This window comes from Streptomyces sp. NPDC001920, assembly GCF_053594495.1.
In genome coordinates, this window is the sequence record NZ_JBSFEP010000002.1 from 97,836 (window position 1) to 119,613 (window position 21,778).

General features: G+C 70.2%; 15 protein-coding genes. 7 read left to right on the plus strand and 8 right to left on the minus strand.

What is annotated here, in order from left to right:
- Positions 1 to 144 precede the first annotated feature (144 nt).
- The 5 genes from ACWCPI_RS03030 to uvrC form a co-directional block, all read right to left on the minus strand.
- A complete protein-coding gene (locus ACWCPI_RS03030; RefSeq protein WP_451036441.1) occupies positions 145 to 3,096 on the minus strand; it encodes a M14 family zinc carboxypeptidase in 2,952 nt (983 codons plus the stop codon).
- A 146-nt stretch (positions 3,097 to 3,242) separates the two neighbouring features.
- Positions 3,243 to 4,232: a DNA-binding protein WhiA gene (gene whiA / locus ACWCPI_RS03035; protein WP_190070616.1), complete on the minus strand. Its 990-nt coding sequence runs from the start codon at positions 4,230 to 4,232 to the stop codon at positions 3,243 to 3,245.
- A complete protein-coding gene (locus ACWCPI_RS03040) occupies positions 4,223 to 5,290 on the minus strand; it encodes a gluconeogenesis factor YvcK family protein (protein ID WP_451036442.1) in 1,068 nt (355 codons plus the stop codon). Before ACWCPI_RS03040 ends, whiA begins: the two co-directional genes overlap by 10 nt.
- Positions 5,287 to 6,303, minus strand: coding sequence for an RNase adapter RapZ (rapZ, locus tag ACWCPI_RS03045; RefSeq protein WP_451036443.1), 1,017 nt, complete (start codon positions 6,301 to 6,303; stop codon positions 5,287 to 5,289). The genes ACWCPI_RS03040 and rapZ overlap by 4 nt, the downstream gene beginning before the upstream one ends.
- Positions 6,300 to 8,417 (minus strand): excinuclease ABC subunit UvrC, encoded by a 2,118-nt coding sequence (uvrC, locus tag ACWCPI_RS03050; protein ID WP_451036444.1) that lies wholly within the window; start codon positions 8,415 to 8,417, stop codon positions 6,300 to 6,302. The genes rapZ and uvrC overlap by 4 nt, the downstream gene beginning before the upstream one ends.
- A gap of 573 nt (positions 8,418 to 8,990) precedes the next feature.
- Between uvrC and ACWCPI_RS03055 the strand changes: the two genes are divergently transcribed.
- The 3 genes from ACWCPI_RS03055 to ACWCPI_RS03065 all read left to right on the plus strand — a co-directional run bounded on the left by ACWCPI_RS03055 (position 8,991) and on the right by ACWCPI_RS03065 (position 12,378).
- Positions 8,991 to 9,947 carry a hypothetical protein gene (locus tag ACWCPI_RS03055; protein WP_451036445.1) on the plus strand — a complete coding sequence of 319 codons (957 nt, stop codon included), beginning with the start codon at positions 8,991 to 8,993 and terminating at the stop codon, positions 9,945 to 9,947.
- Between the two features lie 317 nt (positions 9,948 to 10,264).
- Positions 10,265 to 11,467, plus strand: coding sequence for a LacI family DNA-binding transcriptional regulator (locus ACWCPI_RS03060; protein ID WP_451036446.1), 1,203 nt, complete (start codon positions 10,265 to 10,267; stop codon positions 11,465 to 11,467).
- Positions 11,464 to 12,378: a carbohydrate kinase family protein gene (locus ACWCPI_RS03065; protein ID WP_451036447.1), complete on the plus strand. Its 915-nt coding sequence runs from the start codon at positions 11,464 to 11,466 to the stop codon at positions 12,376 to 12,378. Before ACWCPI_RS03060 ends, ACWCPI_RS03065 begins: the two co-directional genes overlap by 4 nt.
- 137 nt (positions 12,379 to 12,515) lie before the next feature.
- Here the strand turns inward: ACWCPI_RS03065 and uvrA are convergent, their stop codons facing one another.
- Positions 12,516 to 15,590 carry an excinuclease ABC subunit UvrA gene (uvrA, locus tag ACWCPI_RS03070; RefSeq protein WP_451036448.1) on the minus strand — a complete coding sequence of 1,025 codons (3,075 nt, stop codon included), beginning with the start codon at positions 15,588 to 15,590 and terminating at the stop codon, positions 12,516 to 12,518.
- 224 nt (positions 15,591 to 15,814) lie between these two features.
- Here uvrA and ACWCPI_RS03075 point away from each other — a divergent pair, with 224 nt between their 5' ends.
- Both ACWCPI_RS03075 and ACWCPI_RS03080 read left to right on the plus strand, forming a co-directional pair.
- A complete protein-coding gene (locus ACWCPI_RS03075; RefSeq protein WP_451036449.1) occupies positions 15,815 to 16,501 on the plus strand; it encodes a maleylpyruvate isomerase family mycothiol-dependent enzyme in 687 nt (228 codons plus the stop codon).
- Positions 16,502 to 16,566: 65 nt separating this feature from the next.
- A complete protein-coding gene (locus tag ACWCPI_RS03080) occupies positions 16,567 to 17,223 on the plus strand; it encodes an MBL fold metallo-hydrolase (protein WP_451036450.1) in 657 nt (218 codons plus the stop codon).
- Between the two features lie 272 nt (positions 17,224 to 17,495).
- Here ACWCPI_RS03080 and aroQ read toward each other — a convergent pair whose 3' ends face one another.
- Positions 17,496 to 17,969, minus strand: coding sequence for a type II 3-dehydroquinate dehydratase (gene aroQ / locus ACWCPI_RS03085; protein WP_451036451.1), 474 nt, complete (start codon positions 17,967 to 17,969; stop codon positions 17,496 to 17,498).
- Positions 17,970 to 18,072: 103 nt separating this feature from the next.
- On the opposite strand from aroQ, the gene ACWCPI_RS03090 reads away from it, so the two are divergent.
- Positions 18,073 to 19,119, plus strand: a complete 1,047-nt coding sequence (locus ACWCPI_RS03090; protein ID WP_451036452.1) for a S66 family peptidase — start codon at positions 18,073 to 18,075, stop codon at positions 19,117 to 19,119.
- A gap of 62 nt (positions 19,120 to 19,181) precedes the next feature.
- Positions 19,182 to 20,486, plus strand: a complete 1,305-nt coding sequence (locus tag ACWCPI_RS03095; protein WP_451036453.1) for an MFS transporter — start codon at positions 19,182 to 19,184, stop codon at positions 20,484 to 20,486.
- A 92-nt stretch (positions 20,487 to 20,578) separates the two neighbouring features.
- Here ACWCPI_RS03095 and ACWCPI_RS03100 read toward each other — a convergent pair whose 3' ends face one another.
- Complete coding sequence (locus ACWCPI_RS03100; RefSeq protein WP_451036454.1) at positions 20,579 to 21,679, minus strand: calcium:proton antiporter; 1,101 nt, start codon at positions 21,677 to 21,679, stop codon at positions 20,579 to 20,581.
- Positions 21,680 to 21,778 lie beyond the last annotated feature (99 nt).

The window sequence follows — 21,778 nt, forward strand, 5'->3', positions numbered from 1 at the left end:
TCTGAGGCCGCCGTAGTGACATCCAGATGCCTCATAGACGGCACGGCGGTCCGTACCCGCCAGTAGGGGTACGGACCGCCCCGCCCGGAAGCCCGGGTCACTCGATTCGGTCACTTTGCGTGGTGCGAAGTTGACCTCGGCGTGTCAGTCGTCAAGTGAGTCGAGGGCCTTTCCGATGAGCGCCTTTCGGTCCGCCGCCGAGGTGAGGTGTTCGAGGCCGAAGCCCAGCAGCACGGTGTCGTCCGTGGTGACCGCACCGTACGTCTGGAACAGCGCTCCGGTGCGTGCCCAGTTCTTGAGGACGGCCGGGCTGCCCGCGGGCGGTCCGGTCACGCTCCAGGCGCCGAGCGAGGTCTCGAAGCCCTCCGTCTCGGTGGCCGTGCCGCCGACGACGAGCGAGGCCTGGTCGGCGAGGACGCCGCGTCCGCCGAAGCCCGGGTCGGAGACGTAGCTGATCGAGATCTCGACCGACTTGCCGGCGTACGCGCTCAGGTCGAACTCGACCTGCTTCCAGCCCGCGGAGGCGCCGGTGAGGGCGTTCCACGAACCGCTGGTGCCGGACGCCGTGCAGCCCGCGGCCGACTGCGTCAGGTAGTGCGCGAGCCAGGGGTGCTCCGCCATGTAGAACCCGGCCTCGCATTCCGCCGGCACGCTGTTGCTGCTGGCGCCGCCCAGCTCGGGAAGCGTCGTCCAGTCGTCGGCCCCGGTGTGGGCCTCGATCAGGACGTTGTCGTAGCCGGGCTCGACGTCCCACAGCAGCTGGGTACGCAGCGTGGGCTTCTGCGCCGCGGTCACACCGGTGAGGTCGACGGTCCTGGTGAGCCGCTTCCAGGCGTCGTCGGTGTGCACGGCGGCCGCCATCCAGGAACCGGCGTACGGACCGTACGGATTGGCGGTCCCGGCGAACTGGCCCGCGCCCGCACCGGCGAACTGCGGGTACTTGTCTGCGGGCAGCTGGTCGGAGGTGAGGCTGTAGTTCCCGGCCTTGTCGAGCGGGTTGCCCGTGGCCTCGCCGAGCGCTCCCGTGAAACCGCCGAGCTTGCCGGAGCCGGTGAAACCGGTGGCGCCGGAGAGCGCGGTGCGGGTGTAGGCGCCCAGGTAGTACTGGCTGAAGTCGTTCGACAGTGTGCCGCCGCCGAGGTCGACGTTGCCGCCGGCCTGCTCGCCCGCCTCCATCAGCTTGCCGCCCTCGTTGAGGTGGGCCCGCAGCTGGAGCTGAGTGGCGTTGCCGGGGGTGTTCGCGCCGGTGTAGTGGACGACGGTGTCGAAGTGGCTCAGCACGCCGAGCGCGTCCGGCGCGCCCTGAGCGGCGACGTCCCAGACGATCGCCCGGTGGCCGTTGGCCTTGAGCGCGTCCACGTACTTCTGCGCGTGGGGGGCGCCGGCGCCTTCCTCGGCGACCACGAGGACGTCCGCGCGCGGACGTTCGGCGACCGTGTACGTGAAGTGCTCGCTGGAGACCTTCTTCCCGCTCCTGGTCTCGCCGGTGAACCACACCTCGACCTTGTCGCCCGGGTCGCCGTCGGCGACCTTGGCGCGGTACTCGTCGAAGTAGAGGTTGTCCTCACCGCCGTACCTCTCACCGCCCTTGAAGGGCCTGAGCCGCATGTCCTCCGTACGGCCGCCGTTGACGCGGTACTTGAGCTCCTTGTCGCGCACGGACTTGCGTACGACGACGGAGACCTCCTGGTCGGCGCCGCGCGAGTACGAGGTGGTGAACGGGGCCGGCGTGAAGTCGGCGGCCTTCAGGCCGACCGCGGACGACGGCTGGTCGGGGTGCTTGGCGGACTCGGCCACGGAGAGCGCGAACGGGACGTTCTTGGCGAACTCCTGCTGGATCAGCTTCTCGTCGTCCGGGAAGTTGAAGACCGACTGGCAGTCGGCCGCGTTCCACTGGTCGTTCGGGTCGAGGTTCGACACGGTCTGGCAGGTCGACATCTCGGGCGTGAACATCGCGATGCCGTTGACGTTCGAGGCGTGTCCGTCGGCCTCGCCGTTGGTCGTGTACAGCTCCGAGGAGACCTGCGGGTGGTAGCCGGGGACCGCGGGGTTCTCCGGTGTGCCGGCCAGCGCCTTGTACAGGACGTCGTCCGGGGTCTCGGTCGCCACCTGCCAGCCGACGCCGTAGAGGATGAGTTCGGCCGCGGAGTGGTAGTTGATGCCGTACTCGAAGCCGATACGGCGCTGGAAGGCGTCGAGCGCCTTCGTCTCCGGCTCGGAGCCCGGGGAGGCGCCGCGGTAGGTCTCGCTGGTGGCGTTGGGCGACGAACCCTCGTCGTCGTAGCCCCACTTGTAGGGGAAGTTGCGGTTGAGGTCCACGCCGTCGCCGGTGCTGATGGTCCCGTCGCCGTTGTTGTCGCGCAGGTTCTTGCGCCACAGGCGGTTGCCGGGGTCCTGGAAGGTGTGGTCGTAGCCGTCGGGGTTGGCCGAGATGACGAACCACAGCTCGGTCGAGTCGACGATCTTCTTGACCCGCTTGTCCGTCTTGTAGTTGTCCAGGTAGTAGTGCATCAGACGCCGCGTCATCTCCGGCGTGATCCACTCGCGCGCGTGCTGGTTGGAGAGGTAGAGGACGGACGGCTTGGCGCCGTCCTTCGTCTTCTTGGCGTTCTTGGTGAGCTTGAGCGCCAGGATGTCCTGGCCGCGCACCGTCTTGCCGATGGAGACGACCTTCGTGAGGCCGGGGTTGTCCTGCCCGGCCCGGACCATCTCCTCCTTGAGCCCCCCGCTGCCGCTGTACGGGCGGTACACGCCCTCCGCGGCCTTCTCGGTACGGGCCTGCGCCCTGGCGGAGAGGTTGTGCTCGGTGAGCTCGACGCCCTGTTTCTCCAGCTTCTCGGCCTGGTCGTCGGTGAGGTAGACCTCGACGGTGGCCTTGCCCTTCTCGGGCGCCCGCTCGCTGAGTTCGTGGCCGTCCTGGCCGGCCGCCAGCAGCAGGGGTACCTGCTTCTTGGTGACCTCGGCGCGGAAGACCTTGACTTCGTTCGGGTCGGTTTCTTGTGAACTTCCCGGTTGTGCCTGGGCGATGGGTGCGATACTCGCTCCACCTATGAGGAGCGCGCCGGCAGCGAGGATCGATCTCGCTCTGGGTCTCATGAACCCCCCTAGCAGTGATTCGCCACAGTGACGAATGACTGCCAGGCTCATGCCAACATCACGCCCAGTCAAGAGCGGCGCAAAGACTGACAAACACCGGTGCCGATGCCCCAAGTGGACACCGGCACCGATTTGTTGACGTCACATCATCCGGCGAGGTTGTCCGCGAGTTCCTCGCTGAGGTTGGCCTCCGTACCGGGGATGCCGAGGTCCTGGGCGCGCTTGTCGGCCATGGCGAGCAGTCGGCGGATACGGCCGGCGACGGCGTCCTTGGTCAGCGGCGGGTCGGCGAGCGCGCCCAGCTCCTCCAAGGAGGCCTGCTTGTGCTCCATGCGCAGCCGTCCGGCGGCGGCGAGGTGCTCGGGGACCTCTTCGCCCAGGATCTCCAGGGCGCGCTGGACGCGGGCCCCGGCCGCGACGGCCGCGCGGGCGGAGCGGCGCAGGTTGGCGTCGTCGAAGTTGGCGAGCCGGTTCGCCGTGGCGCGGACCTCGCGGCGCATCCGGCGCTCCTCCCAGGCCAGCACCGACTCGTGTGCCCCGAGTCGGGTCAGCAGGGCGCCGATGGCGTCGCCGTCGCGGACGACCACGCGGTCCACGCCGCGCACCTCACGGGCCTTGGCCGCGATCGACAGCCGGCGCGCGGCACCGACCAGGGCGAGCGCGGCCTCGGGGCCCGGGCAGGTCACCTCAAGGGAGGAGGAACGGCCGGGCTCCGTGAGCGAGCCGTGGGCGAGGAAGGCTCCGCGCCAGGCGGCCTCGGCGTCGCAGGTCGCCCCGGAGACCACCTGCGGGGGCAGGCCGCGGATCGGGCGGCCGCGCCCGTCGACCAGACCGGTCTGGCGGGCCAGCTGATCACCGCCCGCGACCACCCGCACGACGTAGCGCGAACCGCGGCGCAGCCCGCCCGGCGCCATGACGATCAGCTCGGAGCTGTGACCGAAGATCTCCAGGATGTCCCGCTTGAGCCGACGAGCCGCCATCGCGGTGTCCAGCTCCGCCTCGATCACGATGCGTCCGCTGACCAGGTGGAGGCCGCCGGCGAACCGCAGAATGGCGGAGACCTCCGCCTTTCTGCAGCAGGTCCGGGTGACGGGAAGCCGGGAGATCTCATCCTTCACCGCTGCCGTCATCGCCATGGGCCGATCCTTCCATGCATCCGAAAAATACGGTCGTACGCGGCGGCGAGCAGCTCCGGGTCGTGCCGGGGCGTCCCGTCCGTCCGGGCCACCGGCGCCAGCTCGACCGCGGCACCGAGCCGCTTGGCGGCCTCGGTGAGCACATCCCGGTCCGGCACGGCGGCCTCGTCGGCCAGCACCACGTCCAGGGCGAGTTTAGGGGCGTGTCGTCCCAAAACCTCCAAATGACGCTGCGGGGAGAAGCCTTCGGTTTCTCCCGGCTGCGGGGCGAGGTTCAGCGAGAGTACCCGGCGCGCCTTCGTCTCGGTGAGGGCGTCCAGGAGTTCGGGGACGAGCAGGTGCGGGATGACCGAGGAGAACCACGACCCCGGTCCCAGCACCACCCAGTCCGCGTCCCGGACGGCGGCGACGGCCTCCGGCACGGCCGGCGGGTCGTGCGGCACGACGTGCACCGACTGCACCTCGCCGGGGGTGAGGGCGACGGTGGCCTGGCCGCGCACGGTGTCGACGTCCTCGGGCCGGTCGGGGTCGTGCCCCTTGACCAGTGCCTGCAGTTCCAGGGGCACGGCGGACATGGGCAGCACACGCCCATGCGCCCCGAGGAGCCTGCCGACCAGGTCGAGGGCCTGGACGTGGTCGCCGAGCTGCTCCCACAGGGCGACGATCAGCAGGTTGCCGACCGCATGGTCGTGCAGGTCGCCCTGGGAGTGGAAGCGGTGCTGGATGACGCGGGACCAGGTCTGGCCCCAGTCGTCGTCGCCGCACAGCGCGGCCAGCGCCTTGCGCAGGTCGCCGGGCGGCAGCACGCCCAGCTCGTCCCGCAGGCGCCCGCTGGATCCGCCGTCGTCGGCGACGGTGACGACGGCGGTGAGGTCGCCGGTGATCCGGCGCAGCGCGGCGAGCGAGGCGGACAGACCCATGCCGCCGCCCAGGGCGACGACCTTGGGCTGGGTGCCCCGGCGGCGCGGCCGGCCGCCACGGGTCTCGGCGGGCCGGTCGGCGCGCGACTCGGGCAACGCGCGGCGCAGCCTGCTCAGCCGCGGAGTACGTCCCGTCATTCGCGTCCCATGTCCCGATGCACGACCACGGTCTCCACGCCCTGGGAGGCAAGGCGTGCCGCGAGCTTCTCCGAGGTGGCGACCGAGCGGTGCTTGCCGCCGGTGCAGCCGACCGCGATCGTCACGTACCGCTTGCCCTCGCGGCGGTATCCGGCCGCGATCAGCTGGAGCAGCTCGGCGTAGCGGTCGATGAACTCCTTCGCGCCGGGCTGGTTGAAGACGTACGCCGCGACCTCCTCGTTGAGGCCGGTGAAGGGGCGCAGCTCCGGGACCCAGTGCGGGTTGGGCAGGAAACGCATGTCCACGACCAGGTCGGCGTCGACCGGAAGGCCGTACTTGAAGCCGAAGGACATGACCGTGGCCCGCAGCTCGGGCTCCTCCTCGCCCGCGAACTGGGCGTCCATCTTGGCCCGCAGCTCGTGCACGTTCAGGCTGGAGGTGTCGATCACCAGGTCGGCGTCACCGCGCAGCTCGCGCAGCAGCTCGCGCTCGGCGGCGATGCCGTCGACGATCCGGCCGTCCCCCTGGAGCGGGTGCGGACGACGCACCGACTCGAAGCGGCGCACCAGGGCGTCGTCGGAGGACTCCAGGAAGACGATCCGGCGTGTCACGCCCCTGGTGTCCAGGTCGGAGAGGGACTCCCTCAGGTTGTCGAAGAAGCGACGGCCACGGACGTCGACGACGACCGCGATCCGCGCCACGTTGCCCTGGGAACGGGCACCCAGCTCCACCATGGTGGGGATCAGCGCCGGCGGGAGGTTGTCGACGACGAACCAGCCGAGGTCCTCCAGACACTTCGCGGCCGTCGAGCGGCCCGCCCCCGACATGCCGGAGATGATCACCAGCTCGGGGATGGTCGCCTCGGGGGCCCCGGCTGCCTCGATGCCCGTACTCACCTGTGCTCCGTCTTCCTGGCGTGTGTCCTGCCGGGTGAGGTCCTCGCCGGTCTCCTGGTGGGTTTCCCGGGCGCGGCGATCTCGCTCGGCCGTGGGTTGTGTCTCGTGCTCGCTCATCTCTCCTGCCCCCGTCGTTCGTCCGGGGCGCCCGCGGACACGGGCTCCCCCGAGGTCTCCGCCGTCGTCGCGGAGTCCTCGTCTTCCATGATCTCTCCTGTCGCCGTGTTCACGGCGGGTGCGGCCGGGGCCGCCCGGGCGAGGGCCGCGGCGATGGTCTCGGCCGTCTTGCGACCTATGCCGGGAACCTCACAGATCTCCTCGATTGTCGCGGATCGCAGCTTCTTCACCGAACCGAAGTGCTTGATCAGCGCCTGTTTGCGGGTGTCCCCGAGGCCCGGGACCTCGTCCAGCGGGCTCGACCGGAAGCGCTTGGCCCGCTTCGTGCGCTGGTAGGTGATCGCGAAGCGGTGGGCCTCGTCGCGGACGCGCTGGAGCAGGTAGAGACCCTCGCTGGTACGGGGCAGCACGACCGGGTCGTCCTCGCCGGGCAGCCAGACCTCCTCCAGGCGCTTGGCCAGGCCGCAGACGGCGATGTCGTCGATGCCGAGCTCGTCGAGGGCCCGCCGGGCGGCGGCGACCTGCGGCCGGCCGCCGTCGACGACGACGAGCTGCGGCGGGTAGGCGAAGCGCTTGGGACGGCCGTCGTCGTCCTTGAGCCCGGCTGTGAGAGGGGCGGAGCCGGCCTCCGTGAGGGCCTCGGAGGTGTCGGTGAGCGGGGCGGACGAGGTGTCGGAGAGGGCGCCCTCACCGTCGGTCCACTCCCCCGTCTTCTCCTTCTCGGCGAGGTAGCGCTTGAAGCGGCGGGTGATCACCTCGTGCATGGAGCGGACGTCGTCCTGCCCCTCGAAGCCCTTGATCTGGAAACGGCGGTACTCACTCTTGCGCTGCAGCCCGTCCTCGAAGACGACCATGGAGGCCACGACGTCGTCACCCTGCAGATGGGAGATGTCGTAGCACTCGATCCTGAGCGGGGCGCTGTCCAGGTCCAGGGCATCGGCGATCTCCTCCAGGGCGCGCGATCGCGTGGTCAGGTCGGAGGCACGCTTGGTCTTGTGCAGCACGAGGGCCTGCTGGGCGTTGCGCTCGACGGTCTCCATGAGGGCGCGCTTGTCGCCGCGCTGCGGGATGCGCAGCGACACGTTGGCACCTCGGCGCCCCGACAGCCACTCCTGCACGGGCTCCAGCGGGTCGGGCAGGGCGGGGACGAGGACCTCCTTGGGTACGGCGTCCCCCGTCTCCTCCCCGTAGAGCTGCTGGAGCGCGTGTTCGACGAGGGCTCCGGTGGTGATCTCCTCGACCTTGTCCGTGACCCAGCCGCGCTGTCCGCGCACCCGCCCGCCGCGGACGTGGAAGATCTGCACGGCCGCCTCGAGCTCGTCCTCGGCGACCGCGATGAGGTCGGCGTCGGTCGCGTCGGCGAGCACGACCGCGTTCTTCTCCATGGCCTTCTTCAGGGCCTCGATGTCGTCGCGCAGGCGGGCCGCCCGCTCGTACTCCATCTCCTCGGCCGCCTCCGTCATCTGCTTCTCCAGGCGGCGCAGGTAGGTGCCCGTGCGGCCGGTCATGAAGTCACAGAACTCCTCGGCCAGTTCCCGGTGCTCCTCGGGGGAGACGCGGTCCACGCAGGGGGCGGAGCACTTGCCGATGTACCCGAGCAGGCAGGGGCGGCCGGTCCGGCGGGCGTTCTTGAAGACGCCGGCCGAGCAGGTGCGCACGGGGAAGACGCGCAGGAGGAGGTCGACGGTGTCACGGATCGCCCACGCGTGCGCGTACGGACCGAAGTACCTGACGCCCTTCTTCTTGTGACCGCGCATCACCTGCACGCGCGGGAACTCCTCGCTCATCGTCACCGCGAGGTACGGGTAGCTCTTGTCGTCGCGGTACTTGACGTTGAACCGGGGGTCGTACTCCTTGATCCAGGAGTACTCCAGCTGCAGTGCCTCGACCTCCGTGGACACGACGGTCCACTCCACGGAGGCGGCCGTGGTGACCATCGAGCGGGTGCGCGGATGGAGGCCCGCCAGGTCCTGGAAGTAGTTCGCCAGGCGCTGGCGCAGGCTCTTCGCCTTTCCGACGTAGATCACCCGGCGGTGCTCGTCACGGAACCTGTACACCCCGGGAGAGTCCGGGATCTGTCCCGGCTTGGGGCGGTAGCTGGAGGGGTCGGCCATGTCTCACACCCTACTGGCGAGGGCTGACAGTCCGACGAGGCTGTGGACAACCATGAGCACCGGTGCGGGCCTGCCCCCCGGCGCGGCCCCTGTGGCTCACCCGTGCGGCTGCGGCCCCTCGCACCCGCGCCCGTGAGAACCCGGTGCCGTGGGACCGGGTGCCCGACGTCGGTGTGAGCAGGCCGACATCGAGGGGCGAGGTGATCCGTAAGTGGGGCCGGTGGCGCTCGCACCCCTCGTCACGCACAGCGTCTCGACGCCGCTCGCGCTACCGCACAGCCCACCCCACGGACCGACCTGCGATGCGCGCAGCCGTGTACGCGCAACACCCTGACGTGCGGGGCCGCTAGAGAAGGTCGCTCGCACGACGGCATCAGGACTCGGCCAGACCTGCTTCGCGTTGGGCATCAGGTGTTGTCGGGGATTGGTCAACACGCTTCAATGCGGAGGAACTCGGGGCCGTGAACGACGGCGTACGGACGTGAAGAACCTCTGCCGCGCCCACGGGGTGGCCCCGAGCAGCCGCGCGAACGGTCCGACCAGCCGTTGTGAACACCACAGAAAGGCCCCTGCATGCCGCACGCCACTCAGCACGCGGACATCCCCGCCCCAGCCACCGCGGAACTGGACACGGCCCTGCGGGGCGGCCCCTTCCACGTCGCTCTGCGCGCGGCGATAGCCGCCCGGGGACTGCCGCTGCAGCGTGTGCAGCACCATCTGTCCCGCCGCGGAGTGAAGGTCGGCGTCACCAGCCTGAGCTACTGGCAGCAGGGGGCCCGCAGGCCGCAGCGACCGGAGTCACTGCGAGCCGTACGGGCGCTGGAGGAGATTCTCCAGTTGCCGGAGGAGTCACTGATCCGGCTGCTCGAGGACCCCGACGACCACACGGCCCTTCAGCGGCCGGCAGCTCGCTCCTACCGTTCCCTGGTGGAAGCCTCGGGCGTCCTGGAGCAGCTGCTCGCCGACCTCGACTGTCCGGTGGACAGCGGCGTGCACACGCTCGCCCACCACGAGCGGGTACGCATCGGCGCCCTCCGCGAACTCGCCGGACGCGAGTCGCATCACATCGTTCGGGCCCACAGGGACGGCGTGGACCGCTTCGTGGCCGTCCACCACGGAGACCCGGGATGCGTACCGGAACGCATGGCGGTGCACGCCCTGGAGAACTGCCGCACGGGACGCATCCGCCGGCACCACGACACCGGTGTGCTCGTCGCCGAGCTGCTCTTCGGCACACGGCTGCGGGCCGGCGACACCTACCTCTTCCGCTACGCCGTCGAGGACGGCACGGCCGACGTGTCCCGCGAGTACGCCCGCGGCTTCCCGCTCGCGGGCGGTCAGTACGCCCTGCAGGTCCGCTTCGCCGAGAACACCCTCCCGGTCCGGTGCCACCGCTTCTCCCAGCACTCCCCGGCAGCGCCCCGCAGCGGACGCCAAGCGCTGGCCCTCAGCGGGCTGCACCGTTCGGTGCACCTCGTGGAGCCACGAGTGCGCACGGGCATCGTGGGCATCGGGTGGGACTGGGAGTGAGCATCCTCCTTTGCGGCTTTCCTCCCGTGAGGCTTTCCTCCCTTGAGGCCTTCCCGTCCTGAGGCTTTCCTCTCCTGAGGCCTTCTTCTCCCGAGGCCTTCCGCCGGCACCCTCCCGTGGCCTCACGCAACCCCCTCGCCTCGGCGGTCTCTCTCCTCTCCTCCTCGTAGGAGAGCCGGAGCCCAGAGGCCGCACCGTCGACGTAAACGATTGCGCAAACGTTTACGTCCGGCTCTCAATGAGATACCTTCCCGGCCAGAAGGCCCATGGCACCCCCGGGAAGGACGTGGTGCGGGCGGAGACGGGAGGGGACCACGATGACAACCATGGCCGACGTCGCGCGGAGCGCCGGCGTGTCCGTGGCAACCGTCTCGCACGTGCTGAACGGCACCCGGCCGGTGCTGCCCCACACGCGCCAGGCGGTGCTGGACGCGATGGAGGAACTCGGGTACACCCCCAACACCCTCGCTCGTTCTCTCGTGACATCTCGCACGCGGTCCATAGGGCTGGCGGTGTCGGCGATCAGCAACCCGTACTTCACGGAGATACTCCAGGGCGTCGAGGCCGCCGCCCTGGAACACGGCTACAGCCTGCTGATAGCCGACCCGCACGACGATCCGGAACATGAGCGCAAGGTCGTCCAGCTGCTCCACGAACGCCGTGTGGACGGCATGATCGTCGCTCCCTCGGCCGATCCGCGCGAACTGATCGCCTATCTGGAGCGCCACAAGGTGCCGACCGTCCTTCTCGACCGCGTGGTCGGCAGCTCGGGGGACGACTCGACGGGGTTCGACCAGGTCTGCGCCGAAAGTGCCGAGCCCATGGCGCAGCTGGTCACCCACCTCGCCGCCCTCGGTCACCGCCGGATCGCGCTGGTCGCCGGGCTGCCAGGACTCAGCACCACCAGCGAGCGCCTCTCCGGCTACCGGGACGGCTTGGCGGCCGCCGGGGTCGGGTACGACGGGGACCTCGTCGTACACGGCGACTCCGCGTCGGCCGGCGCCGAACGGGCCACGGCCGCACTCCTGTCGCTCCCCTCGCCGCCCACCGCACTCGTCACCGCCAACAACGCGATGACCATCGGCGCCCTGCGCGCCCTGCGTGACCGGGGTCTGTCCGTGCCCCACGACATCGCGCTGTGCTGCTTCGACGACTTCGCCTGGGCCGATCTGTTCTCACCCCGGCTCACCGCGATCGCCCAGCCCAGCAAGGACATCGGCGCGCAGGCGGTTCGTGTGCTGCTGGACCGACTCGATTCGCCGGACCGGCCTGCCAGGACCCGGCGACTCCCGTGCGCGTTCGTCCATCGAACCTCGTGCGGCTGCGAGGAACAGCCCCGGGGGCCCGAGCAATCCGTGCGGTCCGGTGATCCGGCGGGGGCGGAGCGACCGGTGCAGCGCGAGCAGCCGGTGCAGCACGAGCAGCCGGCCGGGGCCGGGAAACCCGGTGGCAGGGCCGAGCCCTCGGCCTTGGACAGTCCCACTCAGTCCCTGACGTCCGTGAAAGGAACCGTCTCGTGATCGTCGTCGCCGGTGAGGCCCTGATCGACTTGGTACCGCAGGGCACGGGCGCCCTGGCCGGCCTGAAGCCGGCGCTCGGCGGCGGCCCCTACAACACCGCCGTGGCCCTCGGCCGCCTCGGCTCCTCGACCGCCTTCTGCTCCCGCACCTCCCACGACGCCTTCGGCGAGGCCCTGCTCGACGGGCTGCGGGAGGCCGGGGTGGACGTCTCGGCCGTGCAGCGCGGCGCGGAGCCGACCACGCTCGCGGTCGCCACCATCGACGCCGACGGCTCGGCCGCCTACTCCTTCTATGTGGAGGGCACCGCGGACCGGCTCTTCACGGCACCGCCGAAGCTCCCTGCCGCCACTCGCGCGGTGTCCTTCGGTACCTGTTCACTCGTCCTGGAACCGGGAGCGAGTGCCTACGAGGAGCTGATGCGCACCGCGGCGGCGCGGGGGGTGTTCACCGCACTCGACCCGAACATCCGGCCGGTGCTGATCCCGGACCCGGACGGCTACCGGGCACGGTTCAAGAGCTGGCTGCCCTCGGTGTCTCTGCTCAAGCTCTCCGAGGAGGACGCGCTGTGGCTGGGCGGCACCCCTCATGAGTGGCTGGCCGCGGGACCTGCGGCCGTCGTCATCACTCACGGCGGGAACGGGCTGACCGCCTACACCCGGGGCGGTGGGGTGCACTCCGCGCCGGGCGAGAAGGTCGACGTCGTGGACACGATCGGTGCGGGCGACACCGTGAACGCGGCCTTGCTGCACGGACTGGAAGCCCAGGACGCCCTGTCCGCCGAGGCGCTCCTGGGACTGGGCGCCGAGGACTGGACACGGCTGCTGGGGTTCGCGGCGCGGGCTGCCGCGATCACCTGCTCCCGGGCGGGCGCCGAACCTCCGTACGCCTCCGAACTGGGGGCGTTCCGGTAGGCGTTCCGTTCTCTTTCACTGTGTTGAGCAGTCAAGGTGCGTCTTCGCCGCGGGGATCGGGCGGCTGAAGATGGAACGAGCGGTGCCCCGCGGGGAGTTCCCGCGGGGCACCGCACATTTCAGGGCTCCGGCCAGCCTCAGGCCTTGCGCGCCCGCGTCGTCTTCTTCGCGGGTGCCGCCTTCTTGACGGGTGCCGCCCTTTTCGCCGCTGCCGTCTTCTTGGCGGCTCCGGCCGCCTTGTCGGTGGCCTTGTTGTTGACCGTCTTCGCGGTCCTGGCCGTCGCCGTCCTCCGCGTCGTCGCCCCTGCCGCGACCGTCTTCTTGGCCGCCGCCTTGCGCGGGGCCTTCACCGAGGACGCATCGCTGATCCGATCGGCTCCGAGGATCTCGCGCAGGAACTTGCCGGTATGGCTGGTCGGGACAGCGGCCACCTCCTCCGGCGTGCCCTCGGCGATGACGAGGCCGCCGCCGGCACCGCCCTCGGGGCCCATGTCGACGATCCAGTCGGCGGTCTTGATCACGTCGAGGTTGTGCTCGATGACGATGACCGTGTTGCCCTTGTCCACCAGTCCGGAGAGGACCTTCAGCAGCTTGCTGATGTCCTCGAAGTGCAGACCGGTGGTCGGCTCGTCGAGGACGTAGACCGTGCGGCCGGTGGAGCGCTTCTGGAGCTCGCTGGCGAGCTTCACACGCTGGGCCTCACCACCGGACAGGGTGGTCGCTGACTGGCCGAGGCGGACGTAGCCGAGACCGACGTCCTTCAGCGTGTTGAGGTGCCGGGCGATGGCGGGGACTGCCTCGAAGAACGAGGTCGCCTCCTCGATCGGCATGTTCAGGACCTCGGCGATGGACTTGCCCTTGTAGTGGACCTCCAGGGTCTCCCGGTTGTACCGGGCGCCGTGGCAGACCTCGCACGGGACGTACACGTCCGGCAGGAAGTTCATCTCGATCTTGATCGTGCCGTCGCCCGCGCAGTTCTCGCAGCGGCCGCCCTTGACGTTGAAGGAGAAGCGGCCCGGCATGTAGCCACGGACCTTCGCCTCGGTGGTCTCGGCGAACAGCTTGCGGATGTGGTCGAAGACGCCGGTGTACGTCGCCGGGTTCGAGCGCGGGGTGCGGCCGATGGGCGACTGGTCGACGTGCACGACCTTGTCGACGAGGTCGTCGCCCTCCACGCGCGTGTGCCGCCCTGGGACGTTGCGGGCGCCGTTGAGCTCGCGGGCCAGGTGCGTGTACAGGATGTCGTTGACCAGCGTCGACTTTCCGGAGCCCGAGACGCCGGTGACCGCGGTGAACACGCCCAGCGGGAAGGAGACGTCGATGTCCTGGAGGTTGTTCTCACGGGCGCCGTGCACCGTGAGCTTCCGGGACGGGTCCTGCGGACGGCGGATGTCCGGCAGGGGGATGGACTTCTTGCCTGACAGGTACTGGCCGGTCTGCGACTCGGCGTTGGCCAGCAACTCCTTCAGCGAGCCGCTGTGCACGACCTTGCCGCCGTGCTCACCGGCACCGGGGCCGATGTCGACGATCCAGTCGGCGGTCTTGATCGTGTCCTCGTCGTGCTCGACGACGATGAGCGTGTTGCCCATGTCGCGCAGCCGGACCAGGGTCTCGATCAACCGGTGGTTGTCGCGCTGGTGCAGGCCGATGGACGGCTCGTCGAGGACGTACAGGACGCCGACGAGCCCGGAGCCGATCTGGGTGGCGAGGCGGATGCGCTGGGCCTCACCACCGGAGAGCGTGCCCGCCGCACGGTTCAGCGAGAGGTAGTCCAGGCCGACGTCGACCAGGAACCGCAGCCGCTCGTTGACCTCCTTCAGCACGCGCTCGGCGATCTTCTTGTCGCGGGCGTTGAGCTTCAGCTCGCCCAGGAAGTCCGCGCAGTCGCTGATGGACATCGCGGAGACCTCGGCGATCGACTTCTCCATGATCGTGACCGCGAGGACGATCGGCTTCAGGCGGGTGCCCTCGCAGGTCGGGCAGGGCACCTCGCGCATATAGCCCTCGAAGCGCTCACGGCTGGCGTCGCTCTCGGCCTCGCTGTGCCGGCGCTTGACGAAGGGGACGGCACCTTCGAACGGCGTGGTGTACACGCGCTCGCGACCGTACCGGTTGCGGTAGCGGACCTCGATCTGCGTCTTGTGGCCGTTGAGGAGCGCCTTCTTCGCGCGCTGCGGCAGGCCCGCGAAGGGGATGTCCGTGCGGAATCCCAAGGCGTCCGCGAGGGCGCCGATCAGCCGGCCGAAGTAGTCCTTGGTGTGGCCGTGCGACCAGGGGTGGATCGCGCCCTCGTCGAGCGACTTGTCCTCGTCCGGGACGATCAGCTCGGGGTCGACCTCCATGCGCGTACCGATACCGGTGCACTCGGGGCAGGCGCCGAACGGCGAGTTGAAGGAGAAGGAGCGCGGCTCCAGCTCCTCGAAGGAGAGGTCGTCGTACGGGCAGTACAGGTGCTCCGAGTACATCCGCTCGCGCTCGGGGTCGTCCTCGGGGAGGTCGACGAAGTCGAGCACGACCATGCCGCCGGACAGGCCGAGCGCGGTCTCCACGGAGTCGGTGAGGCGGCGCTTGGCGGAGTCCTTCACCGTGAGGCGGTCGACGACCACCTCGATGGTGTGCTTCTCCTGCTTCTTCAGCGTGGGCGGGTTGGACAGCTGGATCGTCTCGCCGTCCACACGCGCGCGGGAGTAGCCCTTGGTCTGGAGGTCGGCGAAGAGGTCGACGAACTCGCCCTTGCGCTCGCGCACCAGCGGCGACAGCACCTGGAAGCGGCTCCCCTCCGGCAGCTCCAGCACCTTGTCGACGATGGCCTGCGGCGACTGGCGCGAGATCGGGCGGCGGCACTGGGGGCAGTGCGGCTTGCCGATGCGCGCGAAGAGCAGACGCAGGTAGTCGTAGACCTCGGTGATGGTGCCGACCGTCGAGCGCGGGTTGCGCGAGGTCGACTTCTGGTCGATGGAGACCGCCGGGGAGAGGCCCTCGATGAAGTCGACGTCCGGCTTGTCCATCTGGCCGAGGAACTGCCGGGCGTACGACGACAGCGACTCGACGTAGCGCCGCTGGCCCTCGGCGAAGATGGTGTCGAAGGCCAGCGAGGACTTGCCCGACCCCGACAGGCCCGTGAAGACGATGAGCGAGTCGCGCGGCAGGTCGAGCGAGACATTCTTCAGGTTGTGCTCGCGCGCGCCACGGACGATGAGACGGTCGGCCACGCCGGTCCGCACCTTTCTTGAGAGAAGTGACAGGGGCGAGGCCCCCGTGCTTTCTCAGACTAGGGGGAGCCACTGACAACGCCGGTCGGATTACCGAATGGGACAACAATCCCGGGCCATCCAGCATGCCCGACGCCACGTCCGACCCTATAGCACGCGCATTCGATTTACGGCACCCGTTCACCACCTTCACCCGAAGGTGTGGCGGGGCTAATGTCAGCACCATGATTGATCACGCTCGTGACCTGGTGTCTGTACATGACGCGACCGAACGACTGCTCACCGCAGCGGCCAAACTGGACAACGCCTCGGTGGCCGAGCCGTCACGGCTCCCTGGCTGGAGCCGCGGCCACGTCCTCGCGCACCTCGCCCGCAACGCGGACGCCCTCGTGAACGTCCTCGAAGGACGCCCCATGTACGCCTCCGCCGCCACCCGGGACGCCGACATCGAGCGTGACGCCCCGCGCCCCCTCGACGTCCAGCTCGCCGACGTGCGCGAGAGCGCCGCCCGTTTCCAGGAGACGGGTGCCGCCCCCGCGGACTGGTCCCGCACGGTGGAGCTGCGCAACGGCGTCACCGACGCGGCGGCCCGGGTGCCGTTCCGGCGTTGGGTGGAGGTGGAGCTGCATCACGTGGATCTCGGTATCGGGTACGAGCTGGAGGATCTGCCGGCGGAGTTCGTGGAACGGGAGATCGACTTCCTCACGGAACGGTTCAGCGGGCACCCCGACGTACCGCCGACCCGGCTCACGGACGGCACGCGCGCGTGGAGCACCGGCCGGGAGGCGAACGCGGCAGAGATCGCCGTCCGCGGGTCCGCGCCCGATCTGCTCGGCTGGCTCGCCGGGCGCCGTGACGGGTCCGCACTGAGTACGGAGGGCGGTCCGCTGCCGTCGCTTCCGCCGCTGTAGCGCCCACCTCTGGCACCGGACGCCTGGACGGTCCGCGGACCGCTGTGCCGCTATAGGCTGCCGACATGACCTACAGCGGACAGGTGACGGTCGGTGGCCCCGCCGACGTGCACGAGCTCAAGGACCTGATGATCACCAAGATCGCGGTCGGCCCGATGGACAACAACGCCTACCTGCTGCGCTGCCGGGCCACGGACGAGCAACTGCTGATCGACGCCGCGAACGACGCGGACGCGCTGCTGGGCATGATCGGTGACGACGGCATCGCGTCCGTCGTCACCACACACCAGCACGGCGACCACTGGCAGGCGCTCGCCGCGGTCGTCGAGGCCACCGGCGCGCGCACGTACGCCGGCCGGCACGACGCCGACGGCATTCCGGTGCCCACCGACGTTCTCGTCGACGACGGCGACACCATCCGGGTGGGGCACGTGGACCTCATCGCACGCCACCTGGTCGGGCACACACCGGGTTCGATCGCCCTGATCTACGACGACCCGCACGGGCACCCCCATGTGTTCACCGGGGACTGTCTGTTCCCCGGCGGTGTGGGCAACACCCGCAAGGATCCCGACGCGTTCGCCAGCCTGATCCACGACGTCGAGACGAAGATCTTCGACGCGCTGCCGGACGAGACCTGGGTCTACCCGGGACACGGCAACGACACGACGCTGGGCCGGGAACGGCCGCATCTGCCGGAGTGGCGCGAGCGCGGCTGGTGAACGCGGACCCGGTGGCGCGCGTTAACAGAGCGCGCGCCGGGCGCACATGTGCGGCCGCGCGCCGCACACACCCCGTGTGAACCGTTCGCACACGCCGGTGCCCTACGCGCGCTCCCGGCGGACGTTGTTGCGCAGTCAACTGGAGTCAGCCCCGCGCAGGATGACGGCTCCTGAGCGGTACGGGCCGCCGGTCCCTCAATCCCCGCCCTCGACCGGCGGCCCCGGCGGCTGCCCGGACCACACCGGCGAGGCTCCTGCCTCCGGCCCGTACGTCAGGTGTCCGCACGCCCCGCCCCCGCCAGCGCCGCGACCCGCTCCACCCCGAAGACGTACCCCTGCACACCGCACCCCGCGATGACACCCTCGGCGCGCAGCGAGACGTACGAGTGGTGCCGGAACGACTCGCGCTTGTGGATGTTGGAGATGTGGACCTCCACCACAGGAAGCCCGTCGCAGGTGTTGAGCGCATCCAGGATCGCCACGGAGGTGTGCGAGTAGGCACCGGGGTTGATCACGATGCCGCAGTGGTTCAGCCGCGCCTCGTGGATCCAGTCGACCAACTCACCCTCGTGGTTGGACTGCCGGAAGTCGATCGTGCCGCCGTGCGCGGCCGCCGCCTTGGCGCACAGGGCCTCGACGTCCGCCAGGGTCTCGGAACCGTAGATCTCCGGCTGGCGCTGGCCGAGCAGGTTCAGGTTGGGGCCGTTGAGGATCATGATCGGGGCGTTGGCCAGGCTGCGGGGCATGGTTCCTCCGGTCCGTTCGGGGTGGGGCGGTCCGTGCAGGACCGCTGCTCGGACCCGGTTTATCACGGTGCACGCAGGGCACCTCGGGTCCTACCCTCCGCAGATGACCATGATCTCGTATCCGCCCAAGCCCTCCCCCGGGGACCGTATCGCCGTCGTCTCGCCCGGCGCCGGCCTGCCCGAGCTCTACCCCCGGCCCTACGAACTGGGCCTGGAACGACTGCGTACGGAGTACAAGCTCGAACCCGTGGAGTATCCGGCGACCCGCAAGATGGGGGCGTCACCGCGGGAGCGGGCCGACGACATCCACGCCGCGTTCGCCGACCCGGACATCGGGGCCGTCATCGCGTCGATCGGCGGCGACGACCAGATCACGGTGCTGCCGTGGCTGGACCGGGAGTTGGTCCGGGCGAACCCGAAGCCGTTCTTCGGGATGAGCGACAACACCAATCTGCTCATGTTCCTGCGCAACAGCGGCATCGTCGGCTTCCACGGCGCCACCGTGATGTGCGAGCTGGGCCGACCCGGCGCCATGAACCCGCAGACGGCCGAGTCGCTGCGCGCCGCCTTGTTCACGCCGGGCGAGTACGAACTGGAGCCGGCCGAGCGCTGGAACGACGTCAATGGCGACTGGGCCGATCCGGCGACGTTCGGGGCGGAGCCGGGGATGCGGCCTGCCGATGCCTGGACCTGGGTCAACGCCGACCGTGTGGTGGACGGGCCGACATGGGGCGGCTGTCTGGAGATCCTCGGCTGGCTGCTGATGGCGGACCGCGAGATCGCGCGGGATCTCTCGGAGTACGACGGCGCAGTGCTGCTGCTGGAGACGTCGGAGGCGCTGCCGAGCGCCGACGAGGTCTTCTGGACGCTCCGGAGCATGGGCGAGCGCGGGCTGCTCCAGCGTTTCTCGGCGCTGCTGATGGGCCGTGCGCGAACCTGGTCCTTCCAGCGCCCCAACGGCCCGGAGGAGGGCGCTCGTTACGCCACCGAGCAGCGCGAGGCCGTCCTGCGCGCCATGCGGACGTACGCGCCCGAGACCATGATCGTCTTTGATGTCGACTTCGGGCACACCGACCCCCAACTCGTGATCCCTTACGGCGGTGCCGTCCGCGTCGACGGCCCCGCCCGGCGCATCACGGTCACATACTGACGTCGACCGACCACCCCCGAGCGCCCCCGTAACCGACGGTCACGGTGGGTAGTTGACGCGGCATGCACGACGTACGCACCGTAAGGGCGCCCTCCATGCTGCGGCTCGCGGCGGCCTCGCTCGCCGGCACGGCCATCGAGTTCTACGACTTCTTCGTCTACGGGACAGCGGCCGCTCTGGTTCTGGGACCGCTGTTCTTCCCGACGTTCTCCCCGTTGGCGGGCACCCTGGCCGCGTTCGCGACGTTCGGCGTGGGCTTCGTGGCGCGGCCCTTGGGCTCGGTGCTGTTCGGACACATCGGCGACCGGCACGGGCGCCGGCCGGTTCTCGTCGCCTCGCTGCTGCTGACCGGCGCCTCCACGGTCGCGGTCGGCTGCGTACCGACGTACGACACGATCGGCGTGACCGCTCCCCTGCTGCTGCTCGTGCTGCGTTTCCTCCAAGGGCTGGGCCTCGGCGGTGAGTGGGGCGGGGCGGTCCTGCTGACCGTGGAGCACGCGCCGGCCGACCGGCGCGGTCTGTGGTCGAGCTTTCCGCAGGTCGGGCCGGCGCTCGGTTTCCTGCTGGCCAACGGAGTGGTGCTCGCACTGTCGGCGACCCTCTCCGAGGCGCAGTTCGCGCAGTGGGGCTGGCGGGTGCCGTTCTGGGCGGCGGGAGTCCTGGCCCTGGTGGGGCTGTGGCTTCGGTCTTCGCTCACGGAGAGCCCCCGGTTCCTCGAACTCGACAGCCACGCGCGCGTGCCGCTCGTCGAAGTCGTACGTGACCACTGGCGGCTCCTGCTGCTCACGGCCGGAGCGCTGTCGGTCGGATACGCGATCTTCTACACCGTGACGACCTGGTCCCTCGCCTACGGCACGGAGCGGCTCGGGGTGAGCCGCAGTGTCATGCTGACCTGCATCATGGGGGCGGTGGTGGTGAAGGGCGCGCTCACTCCGCTGGCCGCGCTGCTCGGTGACCGGTACGGGCGTCGGCCGCTGGCCCTGATCGGGTGCGCTGCCGCCGCGCTGTGGATGTTCCCGATGGTCGCGCTTCTCGCCACGGGCGCGCCGCTGCCGATGTTCCTGGGTTTCCTCGGGGCGATGCTCGCGTTCATCACCATGTTCGCCGTGATCGCCGCGTATCTGCCGGAGTTGTACGAGCCCCGGGTGCGCTGCACGGGCGCCGCGGTGGGCTACAACCTCGGTGGTGTCCTCGGGGGCGCGCTCACCCCCCTCGTGGCGACGGCGCTCGCCGAGCAGGGCGGCCGGGTGCCCTGGGCGGTGGGGGCGTATCTGACGGGGGTCGCGCTGCTCAGCCTGGGGTGCTTCGCGCTGCTGCCGGAGACACGTCCCGCGCCGGCCGCGGCGGCGGAGCCCGCCACGGGGTGACGGGCCCCGGAACACCGTGACCATGCTGGGTGCGGCTGCGCCACGGTGTTGCCCGTGCGGCGGTTCGCCTGCCCGGCAGGTCGCCTGTGCGGCTACGGATTGATCGCGAGTTCCAGGTAGGCCGCGAACAGCACCAGGTGGACGCCTCCTTGGAGTGGCGTCGCCCTCCCCGGCACCACCGTCAGCGAGCTCACCACCACCGTCAGGGCCAGCAGCACCATGTGGGTGGGGCCGAGGCCGAGGACGAGCGGGCCGGAGAGCCAGAGGGAAGCCAGGGCGACCGCGGGAATGGTCAGACCGATGCTGGCCATCGCAGAGCCGAGCGCGAGGTTCAGGCTGGTCTGCACACGGTCCCGGCGCGCGGAGCGCAGCGCGGCGATGGTCTCGGGCAGCAGCACGAGCAGGGCGATGACCACGCCGACGACGGCGTGCGGCAGATCGGCCGCCGCCACCCCGGACTCGATGGTGGGCGACACCCCCTTGGCCAGGCCCACCACGCCGATCAGTGCCAGGCCCAGCAGTCCCAGGCTGATCAGCGCGGTGCGGGCCGAGGGAGCGTCGGCATGGTCGTCGGCGGCGATCACCTCGCCCTGCCGGGTGATGGGGAGGAAGTAGTCGCGGTGCCGTACGGTCTGGGTCGCCACGAACAGGCCGTACAGGATCAGCGAGGACACCGCGGCGAACGTCAGCTGCACGGTGGAGAATTCCGGCCCGGGCTTGCTCGTGGTGAACGTGGGCAGCACCAGGCTGAGCGTGGCCAGGGTGGCGACGGTGGCGAGCGCGGCCCCGGTGCCCTCGGGGTTGAAGACCGCCGTCCGGTGCCGCAGAGAGGCGACCAGCAGGCACAGGCCGACGATGCCGTTGCAGGTGATCATCACGGCGGCGAAGACCGTGTCCCGGGCGAGGGTGGAGCTCTTGTCCCCGCCGTCCGCCATCAGGGTCACGATCAGGGCGACCTCGATGATCGTGACGGCGACCGCGAGGACCAAGGAGCCGAAAGGTTCACCGACCCGGTGAGCGATCACTTCGGCATGGTGCACGGCGGACAGCACGGCCCCCGCGAGAACCAGCGTCACCACGGCCACGACCGCGCCGGGCAGGTCCCGCCCCCAGGTGAAGACCAGCAGGACGACCGCGAGCACCGGCACGAAGGACGTCCAACGAGTCGTGAGCGGCCTCAGCCGAGCGATCATGGAGCGATCGTCGCAGAGCCCTTGGGGGTCCGCATTCCGGTCCGCTTGGTGGTCGAGCGGCCCCGAGCCCTCGGGGTGCGGGGCCTTGGTGCGGTGTGT